This window comes from Aeromonas sp. R7-5 (assembly GCF_040908015.1).
In the GTDB taxonomy this organism is placed as follows: Bacteria; Pseudomonadota; Gammaproteobacteria; order Enterobacterales; family Aeromonadaceae; genus Aeromonas; species Aeromonas caviae.
On record NZ_JBFOCZ010000025.1, the window covers coordinates 88,519 to 107,105 of the forward strand.

Sequence of the window (18,587 nt, forward strand, 5' to 3'; positions counted from 1 at the left end):
TCATAAAATGCAATTGTAAAAAGCAAAAAAAAGCCCCTCAACAAATTGAGGGGCAAACAAGGGTTGTCACAGGTTGATCTATGCAACAGCTTCCGCTTGAGACTCGCTCTCAGCTTCGGCTTCGGTATCCAATTCGTGTTCGGCTGCGATAGGAGCAGCCTGCTCGACTTCACTCTCTTTACCTTTAGCGTGGGCGGAAACTCTGGCACGTTTCTCGATGCCGATGATACGACCAGCCAGTTTGAATAGTCGTTGTTGCCATTGATAGTTGGCTTCGGTCCGTTGTTTGTTGCTGAGGATGGCGTTGAGCCAGAGAGCATCGACAATCCCCATCAGAGCATCAAGCTTACGGATCAGGTGAATAAACTGGGCAACCTGAGGTGAACTGATCTCAATGTCATAGGTATTTGGCTTGCTGTAACCAGGCATACCTTGGATGCCATTGTCTTCCATCAACTTCTTGAGTTGGCCATGGCTCTTATCAAGATCTTCCGAAACCTTGGCGATGAGTTCCAGAATGACGGTTTCAACTTGGTCGATTTCATCCTGTTCGCCAATGATGCGCAGGATAACATCGATAGAGAACAAAGAATTGGAAACCCGGTCAAAACTGCGATCCATGACTCGTTGAGCCTGGAGGCTGTTCATGGTCAGTGATTGTTTGAACACCGGACGTGAGTAGTCAGGACGGCTGACGTTAGTGCGCGGCTGGCTTGCCACGGTAGCTACTTGTGCTTCTGCCATTGATATGTGCTCCTTAGGGTACGAGGTAAACGCACGATAAGGATAAAGAGATTTTTTTGGTAATCAGATCGCTCAAGTTGCCCAAAATGGACTGTTACAGCGTTTTCCATCCGAAATAGTTCCGCTATATTTGAACCATCTTAGTCGCTCTGCGACTTTGTGTGAGATAGCTGGTCTCCAAAAACAAACAGCATTCTGCTATGTGCCATCTGGCATTTTCAAACCCCACTCCGGGGGCAATCTCCCGGTTATCGGGTGTTGCCCCTGAACTACCTTTCAGGAGTAACACCATGCACATTATCACTTTCATTGCTGCTCTGATCGTCGCCTTGGGTATGCTTTACATCGGCGCGAAGGTCTTCGCACTTTCGTTTGTTGCCCTTGCTAAGTTGTTTCAGCGCGTCGGCTTGTTCCTCTGGAACAAGTTCCCAGTTGCTTCGATTGGTTTGTTCCTCAAGAACAAGCTTGTCGAGCCAGCAATGCGGTCTTTGAAGGCCGTCATGACAAAGAACGTAGCCAAAGCCAGCAAGCCCAAAGCTACAGTTGTGTTTGAACCGCAAGCATTTAATGTTCCGCATATTGATTTCGAGCTGGCTTATCCGGATCTCGATGTCCCTGCGTACTTGCGTAAGGGAACCAATATTGTCTGGTAACCTCTGTCGTTAATGACTGTTTCAACCCACCGGGGCAACTATCCCTGATGGGGGTGTTGCTCCTTTTAACTCCAGGAGCAACATCATGGAAATCGCTATCATCGCTGCGTGTATCCCTCCCGCTTGGTTCATCTCTCGCCCGTTGGTGAAGATGACCAAGTGGTTTGGCTTCCGCTGATAGTTAATACAAAGAGAGAGGGTAACCTCTCTCTTTGGTCAAGCCTCTGTGGCTTGTCTTTAAAGCTTGCTGAGCGAGTGGGCTTTGACGACAAGCTACAGGGGGAATGTTGAATGCAACAACATGTATATGACGACAACGAAGGCGTCATCTACCTTGCCGACGGGCGTGAGGTAAGGTTTGACTCAAAGCTCTACTCCAGCGCCGAAATGGCGCATAGCGAAGCGGAGAAATGGGCCAAAGCAACAGGCGTCATTGGCAAGGATGATGATGTGGTGATGTTCGTTCATTGAGAGGTGGCTTCACAAAGAGGCCACCTCTAACTTGAAGTCTGCTCACTCATGGCTCAGCCATCAGTCAGTAGATTTTGTTCTCTTCTGAGAGCGAAAAGTGCGATAGCTGGTCGCCAAAAACAAACAGCAAACAAGAGTTTTTTCTAACCCATCCGGGTGCATCTTCCCGGTTCGGGAGTAGATGCGCCTGCCATTTATAAGGAACGCATCTATGTCTCAATACGCTCAATTCTCAGTAAGCAAGGTCTTCGGTATGCCAAGCATCCCGGAAAAGGTTTTGGCCATAGGCTACGCCGATGCAACAAACCCTTTCATCCCTGCTACTGATCCCAACTACGTTTTCCGCAAAGAGTTCTTGCGTGAGGTTTTGGCCTTTCTCAAAGAACCTGGCGGTGACGGGTTGTTCACTACCGGTCCTACCGGATCAGGAAAAACATCAGGTATTACTGAAATCGCTGGTCGTCTGAATTGGCCTGTACAGCAAATCACGGCCCATGGGCGGATGGAGTTGTGCGATCTAATCGGTCACCATGCTTTGGTTGCTGTGAAACCTGGTGAGCCACCTGTTATGCAGTTCATGTATGGACCGCTGGCAGTTGCTATGCGTGAAGGCCATATTCTCCTCATCAATGAGGTGGATTTGGCTGATCCTGCCGAGCTGGCTGGTCTTAATGATGTCCTTGAAGGTCGTCCTCTTGTGATCGCTCAGAACGGTGGGGAAATCATCAAGCCGCACCCGATGTTTCGTGTGGTTGTTACCGGCAACTCTACTGGTTCCGGTGATGCTTCTGGTTTGTACCAGGGCGTGATGATGCAGAATATCGCCTCAATGGATCGATATCGTTTCATTAAGGTTGGGTACGCCGAGGACATTGCAGAACTCAGCATCCTTGGTCGCGTAACACCAAATTTACCGGAGAACATTCGTAATGGAATGGTGCGTATTGCCAACCAGATTCGGAAGTTGTTCCTTGGTGAAAACGGTGAAGATGGTCAACTCAGTATTACCATGTCCACTCGGACATTGGTGCGCTGGGCCAAGCTGTCTCTCGCCTTCCGTGGCGCCCCTAACGCTCTTGAGTATGCCCTTGATCAAGCTTTGCTGATCCGGGCAGCAAAAGAGGAACGTGAGGCCATCTTGCGCATTGCGAAGGATGTGTTTGGCGAGCAGTGGCGTTAAGGGAGTGTGTGATGATGAAGCTCAATGAATATTTGTGTCGTCGTTACACTCTTACCAATGAAACTGGTTGGGAAGTGAAAGAGAAGTTAATAGGCTTCGAAATGCTTCGTGAGCCAACCTCCTCCTCTCCAGGCCATTTCCGGCTGGTGGAGATTTCCCAGGTCATACTCAATGGAAAGGCTCAGAAATGGGTCGAAACAATACTCTCTACCACCTTTGAAGCCAACACCTTCGAAACGATCCCTATGGTCTATAAAGACCTGGAAAAGCAGTATGTGTCGCAGTTAATCGAGCAGGGGTATGTCTACCTTGACGAGGTACTGGTAAACGCAACGACTCGTATTGTGCAGGGATTGGTGACAGTAGCGTCGAATCACACCTCTGGTGGCGGCTCGATCAATTGGTTGTTTACCCCTCCCTCAGGAGGGGGACAAATTTACAAAGGGTTCATCCTCGGTACCTTTGTCAAAGCAGCCAGCCTGATAGGCTTCACGGTGAAAAGAGATAAGAGCAGTGATGAGCAATTGCCCAGTGTGCTGATGCATACTGACAGTGGCTTTGAACTCAGAGTTGACCGAAGCCTAGGCGAAAACACTATCCATCCGGACACACTGGAAGGCGCTGGTGAAATTCGCTTGGAGCATGGTCACTTGCCATTGCTGACGCTGATTTTCTTGCAGCAGCAATATGCAATGACTTTTATCGGTGTGGGCGATGCTCCTTGGGTGAGTTTCTGCGATGAGCAGGGTAATCCCTTCGAGTATTCGAACTTTGATTCGCTGGTACCTGTTATTGAGCGATTCGGTTTCAGCTATGACGAGGTGAGGAAAGATGCGGAAAGGCTTGGTCTCGCGTCTGAATTAATCCGTTTGGCTGGGATAGAAACCGAGCAAGAAGACTTGTTCTTTTAACCTTGGGAGGGGCATTTCCCTTCCAAGTTATTTGTTATTAACCCTTCGGGGGCGCTATTGCCCCGACGGGCATGGTGTCCCCCTTAATTCAGGAGAAACACCATGTCTGATAACAAATCCCTGATCGCCCGTTTTGCAGCCCGCTTCGGTGTCGATAAAGAGAAATTTTATGAGGCTTTGAAGGCCACGGCCTTTAAGCAGCGTGACGGCAGTGCGCCAACTAATGAGCAGATGTTGGCTCTATTGGTGGTTGCAGAACAGTACAACTTGAACCCATTCACGCGAGAGATCTATGCGTTTCCAGACAAACAGAACAAAGGGATTTTCCCTGTTGTGGGTGTCGATGGTTGGAGTCGCATTATTAATGACCACCCCCAGTACGATGGCGTCGAATTCGTGTATGCGGACAAGATGGTCAAAATGCCTGGGGCAAACGTTGAGTGCCCTGAGTGGATTGAGTGTGTGATTTACCGTAAGGACAGATCTCGCCCTACCCGCATCAAGGAGTTTATCGATGAGGTCTATCGTCTGCCCTCACAAGGTAATGGTCAGTATGGTCCATACACCATTAATGGCCCATGGCAAACCCACACCAAGCGTCAACTTCGTCACAAAGGGTTGATTCAGTGTGCTCGGGTTGCGTTGGGGTTCTCTGGCCTCTACGACCAAGATGAAGCTGAACGTATCCGTGAAATGGAGCAGGCTACGGCGATTAACCCCGCCATCGGCAATCTTCCATCTCCGGAGCACATGAGCCAGAGTGAATCAGAGCAAGGACCGGAAGTTGTGCTCATTGAACACAAAGAGCTGGATCCAACACTGATGACACTCGTTCGTCGTGCCGTGAAAGCCAATGCATGGTCTGCGGCACATGAGTATGTGCAAGAGCGATATAAAGGCTCTCAGTTGGACTATGCAGTTCACTTCCTTCGTGAGAAGGAACTGGACCATATGCCGCCAGTTGAGACCAACTACCAGGATGTCCAAGCGCCGGTCGATATTCAAAGACAGGCAGAAGTAGAGCCGGTAGTACAGCAAGACCATTCGCAACTTACCGAGTCGGCGGAACCGCTGCCAGAGTTGGACGCAAGTGAATGGTACGAATAATAAACCCCACCGGGGGGCATCCCCCCTTGGTGGGGGGATCTCCCTTTTAATCACTGGAGAGGTCCGTCATGAAAATTGTCAACCTGTCGCAACGCGAGGAGGATTGGCTTGCATGGCGGCGTCGAGGCATCACAGCCACCGACGCTGCTATTCTGCTCAATCGTTCCCCGTACAAAACACGATGGAGACTGTGGGCCGAGAAGACTGGATATGCGCGGGAAGTCGATCTGAGTCTCAATCCTTTGGTTCGCCGGGGGGTTGCAAATGAAGATCTGGCAAGACAAGCGTTTGAGAAGAAGCATGATGACTTGCTGCTTCCTGTCTGTGTCGAGTCGGAACAATACCCCCTCATCCGAGCTTCACTGGATGGGCTGAGGGATTGTGGTGAACCGGTCGAGTTGAAATGCCCGAGCGCTACTGTCTGGCAAGAGGTTTGTCTTGAGAAAGCAAACTGCAACGCATACCGGCTTTACTACCCGCAAGTGCAACATCAGCTTTTGGCAACAGGAGCAAAGCAAGGCTGGTTAGTTTTCTACTTTGAAGGGGAGATTCGGGAGTTCCTCATACTCCGTGATGAAGCCATGATTCATGAGATCTTGGCTGAGGCACAGAGGTTCTGGCAGCAGGTGATTGACAAGAAGGAGCCAGAAAAAGATCCGGAGAAAGATCTCTTCATTCCGCAAGGTAGAGAGGTTAACGCATGGATCGCTGCTGCTGAGGAATACCGTCTTTATGATGCAGAGGTCCAGGAGCTAAAACAGCGCTTGGCCGAGTTGCAGGAAAGGCAGAAGCCTCATCTTGAAACCATGAAGGCCCTCATGGGGCAATACTTCCATGCCGACTACTGTGGCGTGATGGTGACAAGGTACAAGGCAGCAGGCAGGGTGGACTACAAGAAGCTGTTGGCTGACAAGGCTTCGGGTGTTAAGCCCGAAGACATAGAAAAATATAGAGAAAGTTCATCCGAACGGTGCCGTGTAACGGTAACAGGCTCGGTGAAACCACGGTACATTGTGAATGAGGATGTTCTCGCGCCTCTTCAAGATTTATCGGAAGAAGTAACATCAAGTTGGTGGTAAGCGGGGGGAACCCCGCTTTACCCACTTTCCATTGTGGATTCCATGAGTCTCCAATGGAAAGCAGATTTTGTTCTCTTCGGAGAGCGAAAACGTGCGATAGCTGGTCGCCAAAAATAAACAGCAAATTAACAGTAATTTACTAGCCCAACCGGGCGCATCCGCCCGGTAAGGGACGTGATGCGCCTCAAAAATATGGAGAGCATCATGACTAAAGTGAACCACCTGAATCGCTTGTGCATCATTCACGTTGACTTCGATATCTGGAGCGGACAGACCCGTTTGACCGCATCCGACTTGAAGTTGGGCGTTGGGGGCGAAATTCCTCCGGAAAAGATAGCACTGCTTGGTAGTAAAAAAATCTGTGATCCGGCGAAGCTGAAAGGCTTCCATCGTCTGAAAACAGAAACTCGTCGCCTCCTGCTGAAATTCGGTATGCCGTTCATGAACGGTTTTGCCGTACCGATAGAGAAGGTAGATGAAATTACTGGAAAGCTCGATGAAGTGGGCTACCAGTTCAATGCTCTAAAACAAGACTTCATCAGAGGCTATAACATGGCCGTTGATGAATGGTGTCAGGAGAACCCTGAATACGAAGGTGCACTTCGAGCTGGAGCTCTTCCCAAGGAGACAGTTGAGAAGCGAATAGCCTTTGAATATCAGGCATTCATGATTGTTGCCGATAGCGATAAAGGCCATGCAATGAAGCTCAACCGCAAGGTCGAGAGCCTCGGAGATGACCTAATCGCTGAAGTTACCCAGGAAGCTAATAAGTTCTACACGGAGCGTCTGGCGGGTCGTGACCAATGTGCTGTCACAACACGACAAACTCTTCGGAACATCCGCGATAAAGTGGACGGACTGAGCTTTCTGAATAATGCCTTTACCCCACTGGTTAAGCTGCTCGATCAAACCCTTCGGGGTTACGATCAACACGCTGATGGTCGAAATGTCGTTGCACCTTTCTTCTATCAAGTTGTGGCAGCAGTGTTAATCATGAGCGACAAAGGACGTATTGAACAATACGCCAATGGAGCGCTCACTGTGGAAGGGATGACTGTGGGGATGGTTTGTGCCGAGCTCGTCGCTAGCACCGATCAGAAACCGGTTCATCAGGTTAATGCGCAGCCTACCGCATCTGTTGCTCCCGAGACCGGGAACACCAATGCGCAAGCTGAGATGCAGGTTGATGAAGATGACATCGAAGCATTCTTCAACAACTACATAGAAAATCATGATGCTGGTGGTCAGAAAGAGGAGAAGACCGAAGCCACACCGGGAGTGCCGGTAGCGACGGAGGAACCTTTGGAGATGCCAGTGACTGATGTAGTGGTGAACCAACCCCCTGTGGTTGAAACGCCACCTAAAGATGATGGCGTAAACGATCTTTATTTCTAAACGCCGTGCTCAACAAATCTACCCGGAGGGGATAGCCACCCTCCGGGATGGACTATCTCCTTCTCTACTAGGAGAAATGATATGTCCAAAAAAAGAACCATCTACAGTGCTTTGCCCATCGTAGCCGCGGCTTATGGAGAGAAGCTCGGTGTCAAAGTGGCGATCGGTCACGATACCGCTTACACCGACGGAAAAACCATCGTAGTGCCGAATGTTCCTGACGATTATCCGAACATGGATGCCGTCTGGGGATATTTGGCCCACGAGGCAGCCCACGTCCGTTTTACGGATTTTAGTGCGCACCGCCGTAAAGGACTTCATGCTGAGCTGACCAACATTTTAGAAGACTGCCGCATCGAGCGGGCCATGATGGAGCTCTTCCCTGGCACGGTGCAAACCTTGAATGAAGTCGCTAGGTATATGGCTCAAGCGGGCCATTATGCTCATGTGACTGACGATGAGGCTCCTGCATCGATCCTGACAGGGTTCTGTCTCTATTGGTTGCAAACTAAGGCTGTAGGTCAAATTGTTCTGCATCCATACCTCGATTCAGCCACCGCCGTTATCGGGCGCGTGTTCCCTCAAGGTGTCGTTGTTCGGCTCAATGCGTTGCTGCGTAAAGCCGTGAATACGAAATCAACCGCAGAGGTTGTTTCCTTGGCCGACGAAATCATCAAGATGATTGAGGAGGAAAAGGAGAAAGAAGCACAAAAATCCCAAGGTGGTCAGGGTGAGCAAAACCAGCAAAACGCAGGTGGCGAGCAGTCTCAAAACCATCAGGGGGGGAGTGGGAAAGATCAAAACCAAAGTGCTGGTAGCAATGGTGGAGATCTACAAGGCCAAAACCAGAAGCAAGAAGGGGCTGGTGGTCAGTCTGATCCGAAAGGGCAAGGTGACCAAAGCTCATCGAATGCCGATGGGGGTACTCAAGCAGGACAGCAATCTGCTGGTGGTGAACATGGCCCGTCCAAACAGGATGCTGCCAAGTTGCTTCAACAGGTTCTAAATGCCAGTGCCGGTGATCTGCGTGGTGACACGCATGATTCACTCAAGGCCGAGCTCAACCAAGTGGCGCTTGAGCAGGGGAACAGTAGCTACTCGACTGTTCGTTCTGCTAGTGACACTCACGACAATCCCGCCGCTGGTAAAAGCCTCATTGGGGATGTGAAGAGCACCACAACTAAGATAAGACAGCAGCTGTATGGCTTAGTTCAAGCCAGTCAGCGAGTTGCCCATCGTAGTCAACGGTCTGGGAAGCGTCTTGACGCTCGGAAGCTACATCGCGTAGTGACTGGCGACACTCGTGTCTTCCTCAAACCGGAGGCCAAGAAGCGCCCTAATACAGCGGTGCATATTTTGGTCGATATGAGTTCTTCCATGTCTTATCGCGCAGCTAATGGAAAGGAGCGTCAGGACATCGCTCGGGAAGCATCTCTCGCCATTGCTATGGCGCTGGAGGCGATCCCCGGTGTGAATCCGGCCGTTACTTTCTTCGGTGGTGATCAAAAACAACCGGTGTTCAGCGCGGTGAAGCATGGGGAGCCGGTTCAGAACCGGGCTGGTCGTTTTGGGTTCAAGGCGAGAGGTAATACTCCGATGGCAGAAGCCATTTGGTACGCCGCCTTTGAGCTTACCAAGACCCGTGAAGAGCGGAAGATGTTGATCGTTGTTACTGATGGGGCACCTCAGAATGCCCCGGCCTGTAGTTCGGTCATTAACCTCTGTGAATGCAGTAATGTAGAAGTGATAGGCATTGGAGTTGAGACTAACGCGGTAACAAGACTGTTCCCAACGAACATTGTCATTGATGACGCGGCGGCTCTCCAACGCACATTGTTCAAGTTGCTTGAGCGGTCTTTGACCTCCTTCGCTGCTTGATTGAGCATATAGCGGCTACTCCCTCGGGGGTGGCCGCCAGTTTCTAAACCCATCGGGGCTGATTCCCCCGTTGGGGGATGTAGCCTCAAATTTTCGAGGAAGACATCATGAAAAAACCAATCTTCGAACTAGATAACAAAACCATCTGTGCGGACATCAGCTGGGTGGCTGACGAAAAGAGGGACTGCTGGGAACTTCGCGGTTGTGTGACCGTATCAGATCCTGTGCAAGCCAGTTTTTCTAAGTGGTACCGCCCGGACTCTTATGAGCTGCAACATTTGGAGTTGTCTAGTTGGCCGGAAGATATTTACCGGCAGCTCCAACAGGGGGGGTTCCTCGGTTGGGGAAAAGAGCTTCCCCCACACTACAGAGGCGGCTGGGGTTATTTTTATAGCAACAGCAGCACAGAGAAATCTGCGCAACAAGCTGACAAGAACAGGTCGCAGGAGGCCGTGCTATCAGTTGGCACAAGAATGGGGCTCTGCACAGAGCAAATAGAAATATTGACCCGAATTGTTGCACTGGTTCGCGAAGTCGAAGGAAAACGACCAACAGTATCTGCAAGAGAACAGCACTACGGATACTAAAACCCACCAGGGGCTGAGCTCCCCTGCTGGGGATGAAGCCTCAAGTTTTTGAGGAGATCATCATGGAAAACACCATCACGACCACGAAAGGCTACACGCTGAAAGCGCTTTGTGAGGGATCGTATTATGAATGTACGCACCTGAATGGAGTGGAGTTGACAGCAGACCACCGGGATGTGCTGGTACTGAAAACCGACGGCTCTTTTCTCTGCGGTGCGGCATATACCCCCGCATACTGGGCTGGTGTGAAAAATTAGTGCTGGAGCAGTTTGGTCCCGCGCTGTGAAACGATAGCGGTTACCCCTTGGGTAACCGGCCTTTACTAAAACCCACTGGGGGCTGATTTCCCCCTGCTGGGGGATGAGGCCTCAGATTATCGAGGAATACTCATGTCCATCATTTCTTTCAACATCCAAGAAGTTAAAAAGCTTGTTGATGAACTCAAGGCTGCACAAGCCTACTCAGCCAGCACTGATGATCTGTTCAATCCAGCCATGTATTCGGATGGTATACCACGCGATGAACATGGCCGCAGTGAGCAAGAGGCAGAGAAGTTGGGTGAGTTTTTTTGGCCTTCGTCAAAGTACATCAACCAGAGCAAAGTTAAGCCTGCTTTGGTGCTGGTGGGTGATCATGGTTTGTATTTGATTACAAACGCGAAGGTCGAAGGTAGTCCTGCTTCTCGTGGAACAGTAGTCTATGCAGCAGGTTGCAACCCCACGCTAGATGACGATTTCTACGAGAATAAGTGTGAACTTTTTGGTGATGACGATGGCTCGGTAACCCTGCCTATGGCATGGGCCGAATGGGCTATCCAAAACAAGATGAAAGAGTTTCGCATTAAATCCACCAGTGGTTCTATTTCGCTGGTAACTAAGTGATAAATACACTCAGCAGAGTGTAATTGTTCCAGATAGTTGTCCCCTTTGGGAGGGCTGTTCTGCCACGGGTATTGCACCCGAAAAGGGCAGTTTGAGCGGTATAGCTCATGCTGTTGTTATGCAACAATTTAAGCATGGAGGGGGATGCTCCCCTCCTGCTTTCCCAGGAGCATAAATTTCACATGTGAAATTTTTTGTGTTCCTCGGAAAGCAAGATTTTGCTCTCTGTCGAGAGTAAATCGTGAGATAGCTGGTCTCCTAAAACAAACAGCAATCAACCTAAGCCCCTTGGGCGCACTGCGCCCGTTGGGCAATGTGCGTCCTAAACTTTTAAGGAACGCATATGTCTACCATCATCGAAAAAATCAAAGCAGAAATGCTGAGCATCTCCAAGAAGAACAAACTGCCTGAAATCTATAAAGAGGACCTGTCACATGACATATCCCTTATAGAGAATTTCAGTGGCCGTAAGTTGGTATGGGTGCTCCGTACTTGTGGCTCTGCCCTGGTTCCGACCAAGGTTGGAGTTCATCCCTGCCATGTAACTCATTGGATCTGGGGAAACTCAGGACAGCAAATAGTGACTTACGCGATTGATACTCTTACCGGTGTCATCGAAAAGATCGATTTTGAAGAGGCGGAACGCATGATTATGCAGCCGCCGCGTCAGCTTAGTATTTCCCTTGGTAAAGAGGTTATAACCAAACAGGTCAACGAAGCGCTGGCCCTTGGTTGTGAGCTCAAGATTTGGGGAGTATTTGAGTCGCCCTCCAGCATCGATTCAATCGGTAGTTGGGGGCAGTGGCAGCGATATTTCCTTACTTCCGGGAATCACCTGATGGCTGATTTCTTGGGTAAGGCAATTCGTTTCACCAGTCAACGCTGATAGGGGGGAGCATGATTGACTCTATCAAGCAGCAAGCTCTCGGTTTGGCTGCGTTGCAGGTTCTCGAATTTGCCCCTGAGTATTCGGGGCGGTGGAACGAGGCTTTTGAACGGCTCCAGAATGATGTTCGTGAAGGGCGCCAGCCTGAGCATTGTTCTATCCGAGAAGGATTTGACTTCTGGAGTTGGTTTGAAGTGGTTTCCCATGTCGAGCAATCGGCCGAGGAAATCTGGAAACCAATGGAAAAAGAGCTACAAGCGGCTAGGGAGCGTGTTCTCTGTACTGCGGTAGAAAGAAATAATGGTCAAGCCTTGAATGTTGAATACGTTCATAGTCTTGATCCGGAAAGCAAACATAAAGTGCTGATTCAAGCTCTCGTCAGAGCAGTGGAAGAAGCCAACAAAGGTTGTGATTCCGATCGGGAGAAGTATTCCCTTCGATCGTACTCTGGTCGCGGTATGTACGGACGTTATTGTCTTGCTCTCGACATTCCGCCAGGTAAGGATGCAACCCCCGTAGCCATCAAGATGGGGGAGGCGTTCAAGTTACTGGGCCAAGGTAGCAAAGACAGTATGGGGCATGGCTCCATTCTGTACTGGCCTCGTATCCGGTATAGCTAACACTTAATAACAACCCTCTGGGGCCATGCTGCCCCAAGGGGCTGGTGGCTCCAAAACACAATTAAGGAGCCCCTATGAACAACCTATCCACCCTGGAAACAATGATCTCCCGTGATAGTTCAATGCGTCGCTTTGTCGAACAACTCGATAAGAACGAACTGCGCTCTCTATCTGGTGAGGTTTTTGCCAAGTTCTACTGGTACAAACGTAATCCCCAGTGGTTCAAAAAAGATTCCACCCGACAATTTGCTCGGCTTCGTTGGATCTGGCGCATCATCAAGAAACGCCTGAGTACCGGGCGGGCCAAGCCTGAATTGACAGTGCATGGTTCCGAGATGGAGCGCTTCAAATATCTTGGTGGAGATGTATGGATGTTTTTCCAACATCACCTTGGAACCGGTTGGGAGAGCACTTTCGTGCCGTCTCCTTACAGTGGTTTTTGGGTAAACGTACATGAGCTACAGCTCTGTACTTACTGTGAAGGTGATGTGGTCATGATGAGGTCTCCTGATGAAGGAGCCTTCGAACGTGATTACGATCGTCTGTACCAGTGGTACGAGGAGAATTAATCCCTAACCAGGGGCGAACATGCTCCTGACGGGGGTAGGTGCGCCCCATCCAAGATGGAGGACACCATGTTCAAATCGTCAGTATGCTCCTATGAAAACCGGGGGCCTTATGGAAACAACAAGTATCGCGGCAATTGCACGGGCCACATTGTGAGGGACTTTATTGAAACTTACATGAAAAGGCCTGGAGGCTTGGTTGCTGACCCCAGTATCGGGGGAGGATCCAGTGTCGATGTCGCCAATGAACTTGGAGTTCGTTTTAAAGGTACAGATCTGCATCAGGGGTTCAATCTGCTGCGGGACGACTTCCGGGAGTTTCTCGGAGAGCCAGCCCATCTAATCTGGTGGCATCCACCTTACTGGGACATGATCCAATATTCCGGTGAACAGTGGGGAGAACCACATAAGTGGGATATGAGTCGAATGACCTTACCTGCCTTTGTGGAGGCTCTGGAGCTCGCAATCATGAATATTCATGATGCTTGCGAACCTGGTGGCCACTACGGGATCCTGATGGGCAATATGAGGCGGGAAGGGGACTACTACAACCTATCCAGCCTCGTAGAACGTCTGGCTCCTGGGAAGCTGGTGGATGAGATCATCAAGACGCAGCACAACTGTGTCAGTGACCGTACCCAGTATGCTGGGAAGCTAGTCCGAATCTCACATGAAAAACTCCTCGTGTTTCGTCGTAGTGATTCCATGGCATCGCTTCGTCTTCTTCCTGCTGTTGACCGTAGAGCAACCAAATCGGTTGCGACTACTTGGAGTGCAGCAATAAGGCGTGTGATGCAAGGAAAGACGTTAACGCTTGAGCAGATTTATCAAGAGATAGAGGCTTATGCGAAACACTTTGATAGTCAGTATTGGCGTGAAAATGTCAGGCAGATTCTCGAAGACAGTAAGTTTTTTGTTCAACGCGAGGCTGGTGTCTATGCACTTGCTGAGTAGTCCTTCCGTGGCGTGACTCCCGGATGGGCTGGTCACGTTCTATTAACCCTAAGGAACATGACCATGAACATTGAGCTCCATGCCAACAGTGATGTGCTGTTGTTACAAATCGAACGCAAGGGTCTTACTGTCGAAACACATTGTCGCAGTGGCTTTTGTGGCATGTGCAGGACTCGTCTCATCAAAGGCCAAGTCGCCTATGAGGAGATACCGATAGCATTTGTGAACGAAGGGGAAGTATTGGTTTGTTGCGCTAAAGCAAAAACTGACGTGACCCTTGAAATTTAACCCACCCGGAGGGGCCAACCCCCGAGGGGGGGGCTCCTCTGAAATATGAGGAAAAGAATATGTCCATCAAAACCCAATTGGAACAGATCGCCTACAGCCATGCTACCGCGATGATGCTCAGTAATCTGGGAACACATGAAAATGGCTATTCAGCTTATCTGTATTTGTGCGTGCTGGCTGAACAAAGTGAAGATCCAAACGAACAGCTTCCTGATGGCATTTCGGCTTGGGGACCTTTCGAAGATTGGAGTTTGCTCGATGTTCTGAACCAGATCGACAATGAGGCCGAAGCTCTGCTTTCAACGTTGAAGACCGTGCTGTCACTCGCCCATAAAGGCATTGTGCAATCTGCGATTGATTGTACGCTGGATTCGGACCTGAACCAGCTTGACCTGAAATCTATGGTCGAAAAGGGGAGTGAGCTCGAACAGGCTGAGACTGCTGGAGGTGGGTATGCAGCTTAATCGATACGCAGCTCAAAGCGTTGATAAAAGCCGGATCCTGCGAGCCATCGGTTGGTGCCGACGTAACCACCTTTCACTGGCAGGCCTGCCGTTCGATGAGAAGCAGTCTGGGAGTGAAGGTATCAATCTTGAGATCATCGCCCCACCGGGGATGTCTCGGGAAATGTTAGGCGATGCAATCAAAGAAGGGTACGACGAACGTGATGTTATCAGACATCGCATTTTGGAGTGCCCGTTGGACTGGTTCATGGAGGCGCATGGTCGTACCTTCGACCAGGACATGTTCCATGACTACGTGGTTGCATATGGTTATGGCGTGCCGTCTAACGACGCCTATGAACTGGCGGAGAAATGGTTCTGCTTAGGTCACGACTATGCAGACATAGCGGCAGAAATCGTGTCTCGTGATCTCTGTATTTGCGACGACGACGAGGACTGAGCAGTAGGAATGAACACAACCCTAATCGGGGCACAATGCCCCTATGGGGGACATGGTGCCCGTCACAGGAGTCACCATGAACGCAGTGAAGTTGCTCCAGAAAGAAAGCCAGCTTGAGCTACAACTTTTTTTCCCGGAGGAAATACCCAAGACCGCAGAAATCATACCTTTCGAGCCACAGCTTGAATGGACTGATGATGAGGTTTTGCAATTACGAGACGGACTGCTCTGGCATAGCCTAAGAGTCCTGGCCGATGGTCGAGCTGGTGTGGAGATCAAACAGGAGACGATGGGATGGATGATGTCAGATGACATCCATCCGTTTTCGTTCGTCGTCTGTTGCGCTCAAGCGGGTTATGACCCATCAGGTATTCGGGAAGGCGTTGAGTCTATCCTAAACCGCCTTGCGCGGGTTAAAGTGGGGGGGTAACCCCCTGCTTTCCCAGGGGCATAAATTTCACATGTGAAATTTTGTGTTACTCGGAAAGCAAGATTTTGCTCTCTGTCGAGAGTAAATCGTGAGATAGCTGGTCTCCCAAAACAAACAGCTCATAGTTACTCGGGCCGGTTTCACCGGTCAGACCATCAAAAACCCATTGGGACGTAGACGCCCTTTGGGGTCGTGCGTCCTTCTTTAACCCTAAGGAGTGCGTCATGAATGTAAATATCAAAACCCTGGTTCTTGAGGCGATCAAAGAAACACTTCGCGTGGCTCAATGCCAAACTCAGAAGCAGCGGCCAATCAACAACCTCGATGCCGAGTCTATTTGCTACCGCTTCCTCACTGAAAAGGAGGAGGCGCTCACCCATGGTACCGATAGCTATGGCTACTGGTTGACCGCCTTCATCGAAAGCGATGTTGGTCTGGATGAAGCTTGCGAACTGGATGAGCTCGTTGCCAAGTTGAAGGGGGGATTCACATCCGGCTTTGACAGCGGTGAGTCAGGGCAGTATTGCTTTGACGTTTACGCGTTGGCTCACCATTAAGCCTCACACCCTAAAGCAGACTTACTAACCCACCAGGGCGCAACCCCTGATGGGGCATTGCGCCCATGTCAACGATAGGAGTGCAATACATGGAATACGCAAGCCAATTACCAGACCCTCACTTCAACCAGATCTATGACTTGCTGGAACAACGGGTGAGTGCTGCGGCCAGAGCTGCGTACAACTCAAGGTTGTCCAAGGCAAAAACTCGTGAGGAGCGAGAGGCCTGTGCTGGTTGCTATCCCAGTGCATGGTCAGAACTTTTCAATCAGTGGTGTCGGGACAAAGTTACCAATCAGCATGTGCTCGATTGCCTAAGATTAGGTGATGCCTACAGCGGCCAAGAGCTCGCGAACTAGATTGTTTTTTACAACAAGCCAACCGGCGCATCCGCCCGGTTGGGACGTGATGCGCTCACAATTTACTTGGAGAGCATCATGGAAAAATTACACCTCAAAGACGGATACAGCATTTATTTCGCCGATGTCTATTTTGACGACGTGATCTATTCGATGGGTACCGGGCTGGGGTTCACCGACGTGATCTACGCCTATTCATTAGGCCGCGATCAACAGGAAGCCGAACAACTGGTGACTGAGAAGTTCAATGGAAATGTTGCTGCAAAGCCCAACGGTGACGAGGTACGGGTGAAAAAGGTCTATCTGCGACTCGCTCGCAGTCAGGACATCAACCGCTACACCTTCCCCGAAAACATGGCTGGGTATTCCCACGCCATTCAGTAATGCAGATCGCTTTGTATTAACAACACACAAACCCAATTGGGGGCCACCCCCCTTTTGGGCCGGTAGTGGCCCTCCCTACATCAAGGAGATGCAAATGGCTACTATCGTTAACACCAAATTAGGGGAACATCGGGGCAAACCGCGTGTGTGGCTGGAAGGCTACAAGCTGCTGCGTGAAGGCTACTCGCCTGGCACTAAGTTCGATCTGGAGTTAAAAGACTCTCAAATCGTTCTGCGGGTCAAGGAAGAAGGCAAGTTCACGGTCAGCAAGCGGGAGCGTAATGGCCGTGTCACCCCCATCATCGATTTGAACGCGCAGGAGCTCGCTACCGTCTTTGACGGTGTTGAGATGCTCCGGGTGTTCATTCGTCAAGGCGCGATTCTGATCTCCGCTCATCATCAACATGAGCGAGTCGTTGAGCGTGTCAACCGCCTCACCAGCAAACTGGAGAAAGGAGAGCCTCTTTCGGTATGCAGTCTCTTCCATGGGGGCGGTGTGCTGGATAAAGCGATCCATGCGGGATTTAAGAAAGCAGGTATCGCAAGCTCTATCGCGGTCGCTGTCGAGATGGAGGGGTCATATCTTGACTCGTCCCTCGCCAACAATCCTGAGCTGTGGGATGAAAACTCGATAGCTATTGAGTCACCAATCCAGGCCGTGAACCTGAATAGAGGTGGAGTTCAAGTGGATCTCGTTATCGGCGGGATACCCTGCACTGGGGCCTCAAAAAGTGGGCGGAGCAAGAACAAACTGGAGTACGCCGAATCTCATTCGGATGCCGGTGCCCTGTTCTTCAACTTCCTTGAGTTTGTCAAAGCCCTCAATCCGGCAATGGTGCTGATTGAGAATGTGCCTGAGTACCAGAGAACCGCCAGTATGGAGGTGATCCGATCTGTCCTCTCTTCGCTCGGTTATTCGCTACAGGAGCGGATACTCGATGGCAACGAGTTCGGTGTCATTGAATGTCGAAAGCGTCTTTGCGTCGTTGCGCTTTCTCACGGGATTGATGGGTTTGACCTTGAACAGGTTCAGCCTGTCCGTACCAAAGAAAGCTGCATCAACGACATCCTGGAGCCGGTAGCGCTCGATTCCCAACGCTGGAAGTCATTCGACTACTTGGCGGATAAAGAACTGAGAGACAAGGCCGCGGGCAAAGGCTTCTCTCGTCAGCTTTTGACTGGCGATGAAGCTTTCTGCGGTACGGTAGGTAAGGGATACAGCAAGTGCAGATCGACTGAGCCGTTCATTGTCCATCCGGAGCAGAGTGAGCTGTCCAGACTTTTCACACCGGTAGAGCATTGCCGGATTAAGGGGATTCCCGTTGAGCTAATTGATGGTCTGTCGGACACGACAGCTCACGAGATCCTCGGGCAGTCGGTTGTTTATCCTGCGTTCGAGGCCTTGGCCTCATCGCTGGGTAACAGCCTTTGGAGCTGGGTGGGGCTGACACCACTCATGGTTGAGCTGGTGGACGACTCTCAGCCGACCATCGGTGGGGGTGACTTCCACTGGGCAACTGCTCTGGTTGATACGAAAGGCACTCTCACGCTGTCGCCGACGGCGAAACAGCTGGGGATGCCCATCCACGTCCGGGACGGCCAACTAGCCGTTTACTCCCGAACTGGTTCGAAGACAAGCCATGGCCATGGGCCCTGTGAGTACCTCCCGGTCATGATGTACGGAGATGCGCTCATGGTTCAGTCCTCACTTGTCCATTAGTAACTCACCGGGGTAATGCCGAAAGGCAATTACC

General features: G+C 50.6%; 23 protein-coding genes. 22 read left to right on the forward strand and 1 reads right to left on the reverse strand.

Annotated features, from left to right (window positions below):
• Window positions 1-78: 78 nt before the first annotated feature.
• Window positions 79-744 carry a hypothetical protein gene (locus AB5Y53_RS08415; RefSeq protein ID WP_059296334.1) on the reverse strand — a complete coding sequence of 222 codons (666 nt, stop codon included), beginning with the start codon at window positions 742-744 and terminating at the stop codon, window positions 79-81.
• Between the two features lie 290 nt (window positions 745-1,034).
• On the opposite strand from AB5Y53_RS08415, the gene AB5Y53_RS08420 reads away from it, so the two are divergent.
• The 22 genes from AB5Y53_RS08420 (at window position 1,035) to AB5Y53_RS08525 (ending at window position 18,553) form a co-directional block, all read left to right on the forward strand.
• A complete protein-coding gene (locus tag AB5Y53_RS08420; RefSeq protein ID WP_059296333.1) occupies window positions 1,035-1,397 on the forward strand; it encodes a hypothetical protein in 363 nt (120 codons plus the stop codon).
• 291 nt (window positions 1,398-1,688) lie between these two features.
• Window positions 1,689-1,868 (forward strand): hypothetical protein, encoded by a 180-nt coding sequence (locus AB5Y53_RS08425; protein ID WP_059296332.1) that lies wholly within the window; start codon window positions 1,689-1,691, stop codon window positions 1,866-1,868.
• Between the two features lie 211 nt (window positions 1,869-2,079).
• Entirely contained in the window at window positions 2,080-3,048 is a 969-nt protein-coding gene (locus AB5Y53_RS08430) for an AAA family ATPase (protein ID WP_059296331.1), read from the forward strand.
• An 11-nt stretch (window positions 3,049-3,059) separates the two neighbouring features.
• Entirely contained in the window at window positions 3,060-3,959 is a 900-nt protein-coding gene (locus AB5Y53_RS08435) for a hypothetical protein (RefSeq protein WP_230947786.1), read from the forward strand.
• Window positions 3,960-4,061: 102 nt separating this feature from the next.
• A complete protein-coding gene (bet, locus tag AB5Y53_RS08440; RefSeq protein WP_059296330.1) occupies window positions 4,062-5,066 on the forward strand; it encodes a phage recombination protein Bet in 1,005 nt (334 codons plus the stop codon).
• A gap of 68 nt (window positions 5,067-5,134) precedes the next feature.
• Entirely contained in the window at window positions 5,135-6,145 is a 1,011-nt protein-coding gene (locus AB5Y53_RS08445; RefSeq protein ID WP_368181624.1) for a YqaJ viral recombinase family protein, read from the forward strand.
• A gap of 204 nt (window positions 6,146-6,349) precedes the next feature.
• Window positions 6,350-7,540, forward strand: coding sequence for a DUF3150 domain-containing protein (locus AB5Y53_RS08450; protein ID WP_059296328.1), 1,191 nt, complete (start codon window positions 6,350-6,352; stop codon window positions 7,538-7,540).
• A gap of 81 nt (window positions 7,541-7,621) precedes the next feature.
• On the forward strand, window positions 7,622-9,418 hold the full coding sequence (locus AB5Y53_RS08455; RefSeq protein WP_059296327.1) for a VWA domain-containing protein: 1,797 nt from the start codon (window positions 7,622-7,624) through the stop codon (window positions 9,416-9,418).
• A 107-nt stretch (window positions 9,419-9,525) separates the two neighbouring features.
• Window positions 9,526-10,005: a hypothetical protein gene (locus AB5Y53_RS08460; RefSeq protein ID WP_368181627.1), complete on the forward strand. Its 480-nt coding sequence runs from the start codon at window positions 9,526-9,528 to the stop codon at window positions 10,003-10,005.
• A 62-nt stretch (window positions 10,006-10,067) separates the two neighbouring features.
• On the forward strand, window positions 10,068-10,262 hold the full coding sequence (locus AB5Y53_RS08465) for a hypothetical protein (protein WP_232489909.1): 195 nt from the start codon (window positions 10,068-10,070) through the stop codon (window positions 10,260-10,262).
• Between the two features lie 132 nt (window positions 10,263-10,394).
• Window positions 10,395-10,886 carry a DUF3085 domain-containing protein gene (locus AB5Y53_RS08470; RefSeq protein ID WP_059296324.1) on the forward strand — a complete coding sequence of 164 codons (492 nt, stop codon included), beginning with the start codon at window positions 10,395-10,397 and terminating at the stop codon, window positions 10,884-10,886.
• Window positions 10,887-11,229: 343 nt separating this feature from the next.
• Window positions 11,230-11,772, forward strand: coding sequence for a hypothetical protein (locus tag AB5Y53_RS08475; protein ID WP_059296323.1), 543 nt, complete (start codon window positions 11,230-11,232; stop codon window positions 11,770-11,772).
• Between the two features lie 11 nt (window positions 11,773-11,783).
• A complete protein-coding gene (locus AB5Y53_RS08480; protein ID WP_157162474.1) occupies window positions 11,784-12,392 on the forward strand; it encodes a hypothetical protein in 609 nt (202 codons plus the stop codon).
• A 74-nt stretch (window positions 12,393-12,466) separates the two neighbouring features.
• Window positions 12,467-12,961: a hypothetical protein gene (locus AB5Y53_RS08485; RefSeq protein WP_059296321.1), complete on the forward strand. Its 495-nt coding sequence runs from the start codon at window positions 12,467-12,469 to the stop codon at window positions 12,959-12,961.
• A gap of 66 nt (window positions 12,962-13,027) precedes the next feature.
• The gene (locus AB5Y53_RS08490) at window positions 13,028-13,912 is read left to right on the forward strand and encodes a hypothetical protein (protein ID WP_059296320.1); all 885 of its coding nucleotides are present in this window, start codon (window positions 13,028-13,030) and stop codon (window positions 13,910-13,912) included.
• Window positions 13,913-13,969: 57 nt separating this feature from the next.
• Window positions 13,970-14,200, forward strand: coding sequence for a class I ribonucleotide reductase maintenance protein YfaE (gene yfaE, locus AB5Y53_RS08495; RefSeq protein WP_155621638.1), 231 nt, complete (start codon window positions 13,970-13,972; stop codon window positions 14,198-14,200).
• Window positions 14,201-14,259: 59 nt separating this feature from the next.
• Window positions 14,260-14,664, forward strand: a complete 405-nt coding sequence (locus AB5Y53_RS08500) for a hypothetical protein (RefSeq protein ID WP_059296318.1) — start codon at window positions 14,260-14,262, stop codon at window positions 14,662-14,664.
• Window positions 14,654-15,103, forward strand: coding sequence for a hypothetical protein (locus AB5Y53_RS08505; RefSeq protein ID WP_059296317.1), 450 nt, complete (start codon window positions 14,654-14,656; stop codon window positions 15,101-15,103). The genes AB5Y53_RS08500 and AB5Y53_RS08505 overlap by 11 nt, the downstream gene beginning before the upstream one ends.
• 76 nt (window positions 15,104-15,179) lie before the next feature.
• Window positions 15,180-15,533: a topoisomerase II gene (locus AB5Y53_RS08510; protein ID WP_081051749.1), complete on the forward strand. Its 354-nt coding sequence runs from the start codon at window positions 15,180-15,182 to the stop codon at window positions 15,531-15,533.
• Between the two features lie 224 nt (window positions 15,534-15,757).
• A complete protein-coding gene (locus tag AB5Y53_RS08515; protein ID WP_059296316.1) occupies window positions 15,758-16,090 on the forward strand; it encodes a hypothetical protein in 333 nt (110 codons plus the stop codon).
• Between the two features lie 437 nt (window positions 16,091-16,527).
• Complete coding sequence (locus AB5Y53_RS08520) at window positions 16,528-16,833, forward strand: hypothetical protein (protein ID WP_059296315.1); 306 nt, start codon at window positions 16,528-16,530, stop codon at window positions 16,831-16,833.
• A gap of 94 nt (window positions 16,834-16,927) precedes the next feature.
• Window positions 16,928-18,553 carry a DNA cytosine methyltransferase gene (locus AB5Y53_RS08525; protein WP_368181633.1) on the forward strand — a complete coding sequence of 542 codons (1,626 nt, stop codon included), beginning with the start codon at window positions 16,928-16,930 and terminating at the stop codon, window positions 18,551-18,553.
• Window positions 18,554-18,587: the final 34 nt, after the last annotated feature.

Bases quoted from the DNA above. Each gene is read 5' to 3' on its own strand.
- AB5Y53_RS08415 (WP_059296334.1), bottom strand. From the start codon at position 744: ATGGCAGAAGCACAAGTAGCTACCGTGGCAAGCCAGCCGCGCACTAAC.
- AB5Y53_RS08420 (WP_059296333.1), top strand. From the start codon at position 1,035: ATGCACATTATCACTTTCATTGCTGCTCTGATCGTCGCCTTGGGTATG.
- AB5Y53_RS08425 (WP_059296332.1), top strand. From the start codon at position 1,689: ATGCAACAACATGTATATGACGACAACGAAGGCGTCATCTACCTTGCC.
- AB5Y53_RS08430 (WP_059296331.1), top strand. From the start codon at position 2,080: ATGTCTCAATACGCTCAATTCTCAGTAAGCAAGGTCTTCGGTATGCCA.
- AB5Y53_RS08435 (WP_230947786.1), top strand. From the start codon at position 3,060: ATGATGAAGCTCAATGAATATTTGTGTCGTCGTTACACTCTTACCAAT.
- bet (WP_059296330.1), top strand. From the start codon at position 4,062: ATGTCTGATAACAAATCCCTGATCGCCCGTTTTGCAGCCCGCTTCGGT.
- AB5Y53_RS08445 (WP_368181624.1), top strand. From the start codon at position 5,135: ATGAAAATTGTCAACCTGTCGCAACGCGAGGAGGATTGGCTTGCATGG.
- AB5Y53_RS08450 (WP_059296328.1), top strand. From the start codon at position 6,350: ATGACTAAAGTGAACCACCTGAATCGCTTGTGCATCATTCACGTTGAC.
- AB5Y53_RS08455 (WP_059296327.1), top strand. From the start codon at position 7,622: ATGTCCAAAAAAAGAACCATCTACAGTGCTTTGCCCATCGTAGCCGCG.
- AB5Y53_RS08460 (WP_368181627.1), top strand. From the start codon at position 9,526: ATGAAAAAACCAATCTTCGAACTAGATAACAAAACCATCTGTGCGGAC.
- AB5Y53_RS08465 (WP_232489909.1), top strand. From the start codon at position 10,068: ATGGAAAACACCATCACGACCACGAAAGGCTACACGCTGAAAGCGCTT.
- AB5Y53_RS08470 (WP_059296324.1), top strand. From the start codon at position 10,395: ATGTCCATCATTTCTTTCAACATCCAAGAAGTTAAAAAGCTTGTTGAT.
- AB5Y53_RS08475 (WP_059296323.1), top strand. From the start codon at position 11,230: ATGTCTACCATCATCGAAAAAATCAAAGCAGAAATGCTGAGCATCTCC.
- AB5Y53_RS08480 (WP_157162474.1), top strand. From the start codon at position 11,784: ATGATTGACTCTATCAAGCAGCAAGCTCTCGGTTTGGCTGCGTTGCAG.
- AB5Y53_RS08485 (WP_059296321.1), top strand. From the start codon at position 12,467: ATGAACAACCTATCCACCCTGGAAACAATGATCTCCCGTGATAGTTCA.
- AB5Y53_RS08490 (WP_059296320.1), top strand. From the start codon at position 13,028: ATGTTCAAATCGTCAGTATGCTCCTATGAAAACCGGGGGCCTTATGGA.
- yfaE (WP_155621638.1), top strand. From the start codon at position 13,970: ATGACCATGAACATTGAGCTCCATGCCAACAGTGATGTGCTGTTGTTA.
- AB5Y53_RS08500 (WP_059296318.1), top strand. From the start codon at position 14,260: ATGTCCATCAAAACCCAATTGGAACAGATCGCCTACAGCCATGCTACC.
- AB5Y53_RS08505 (WP_059296317.1), top strand. From the start codon at position 14,654: ATGCAGCTTAATCGATACGCAGCTCAAAGCGTTGATAAAAGCCGGATC.
- AB5Y53_RS08510 (WP_081051749.1), top strand. From the start codon at position 15,180: ATGAACGCAGTGAAGTTGCTCCAGAAAGAAAGCCAGCTTGAGCTACAA.
- AB5Y53_RS08515 (WP_059296316.1), top strand. From the start codon at position 15,758: ATGAATGTAAATATCAAAACCCTGGTTCTTGAGGCGATCAAAGAAACA.
- AB5Y53_RS08520 (WP_059296315.1), top strand. From the start codon at position 16,528: ATGGAAAAATTACACCTCAAAGACGGATACAGCATTTATTTCGCCGAT.
- AB5Y53_RS08525 (WP_368181633.1), top strand. From the start codon at position 16,928: ATGGCTACTATCGTTAACACCAAATTAGGGGAACATCGGGGCAAACCG.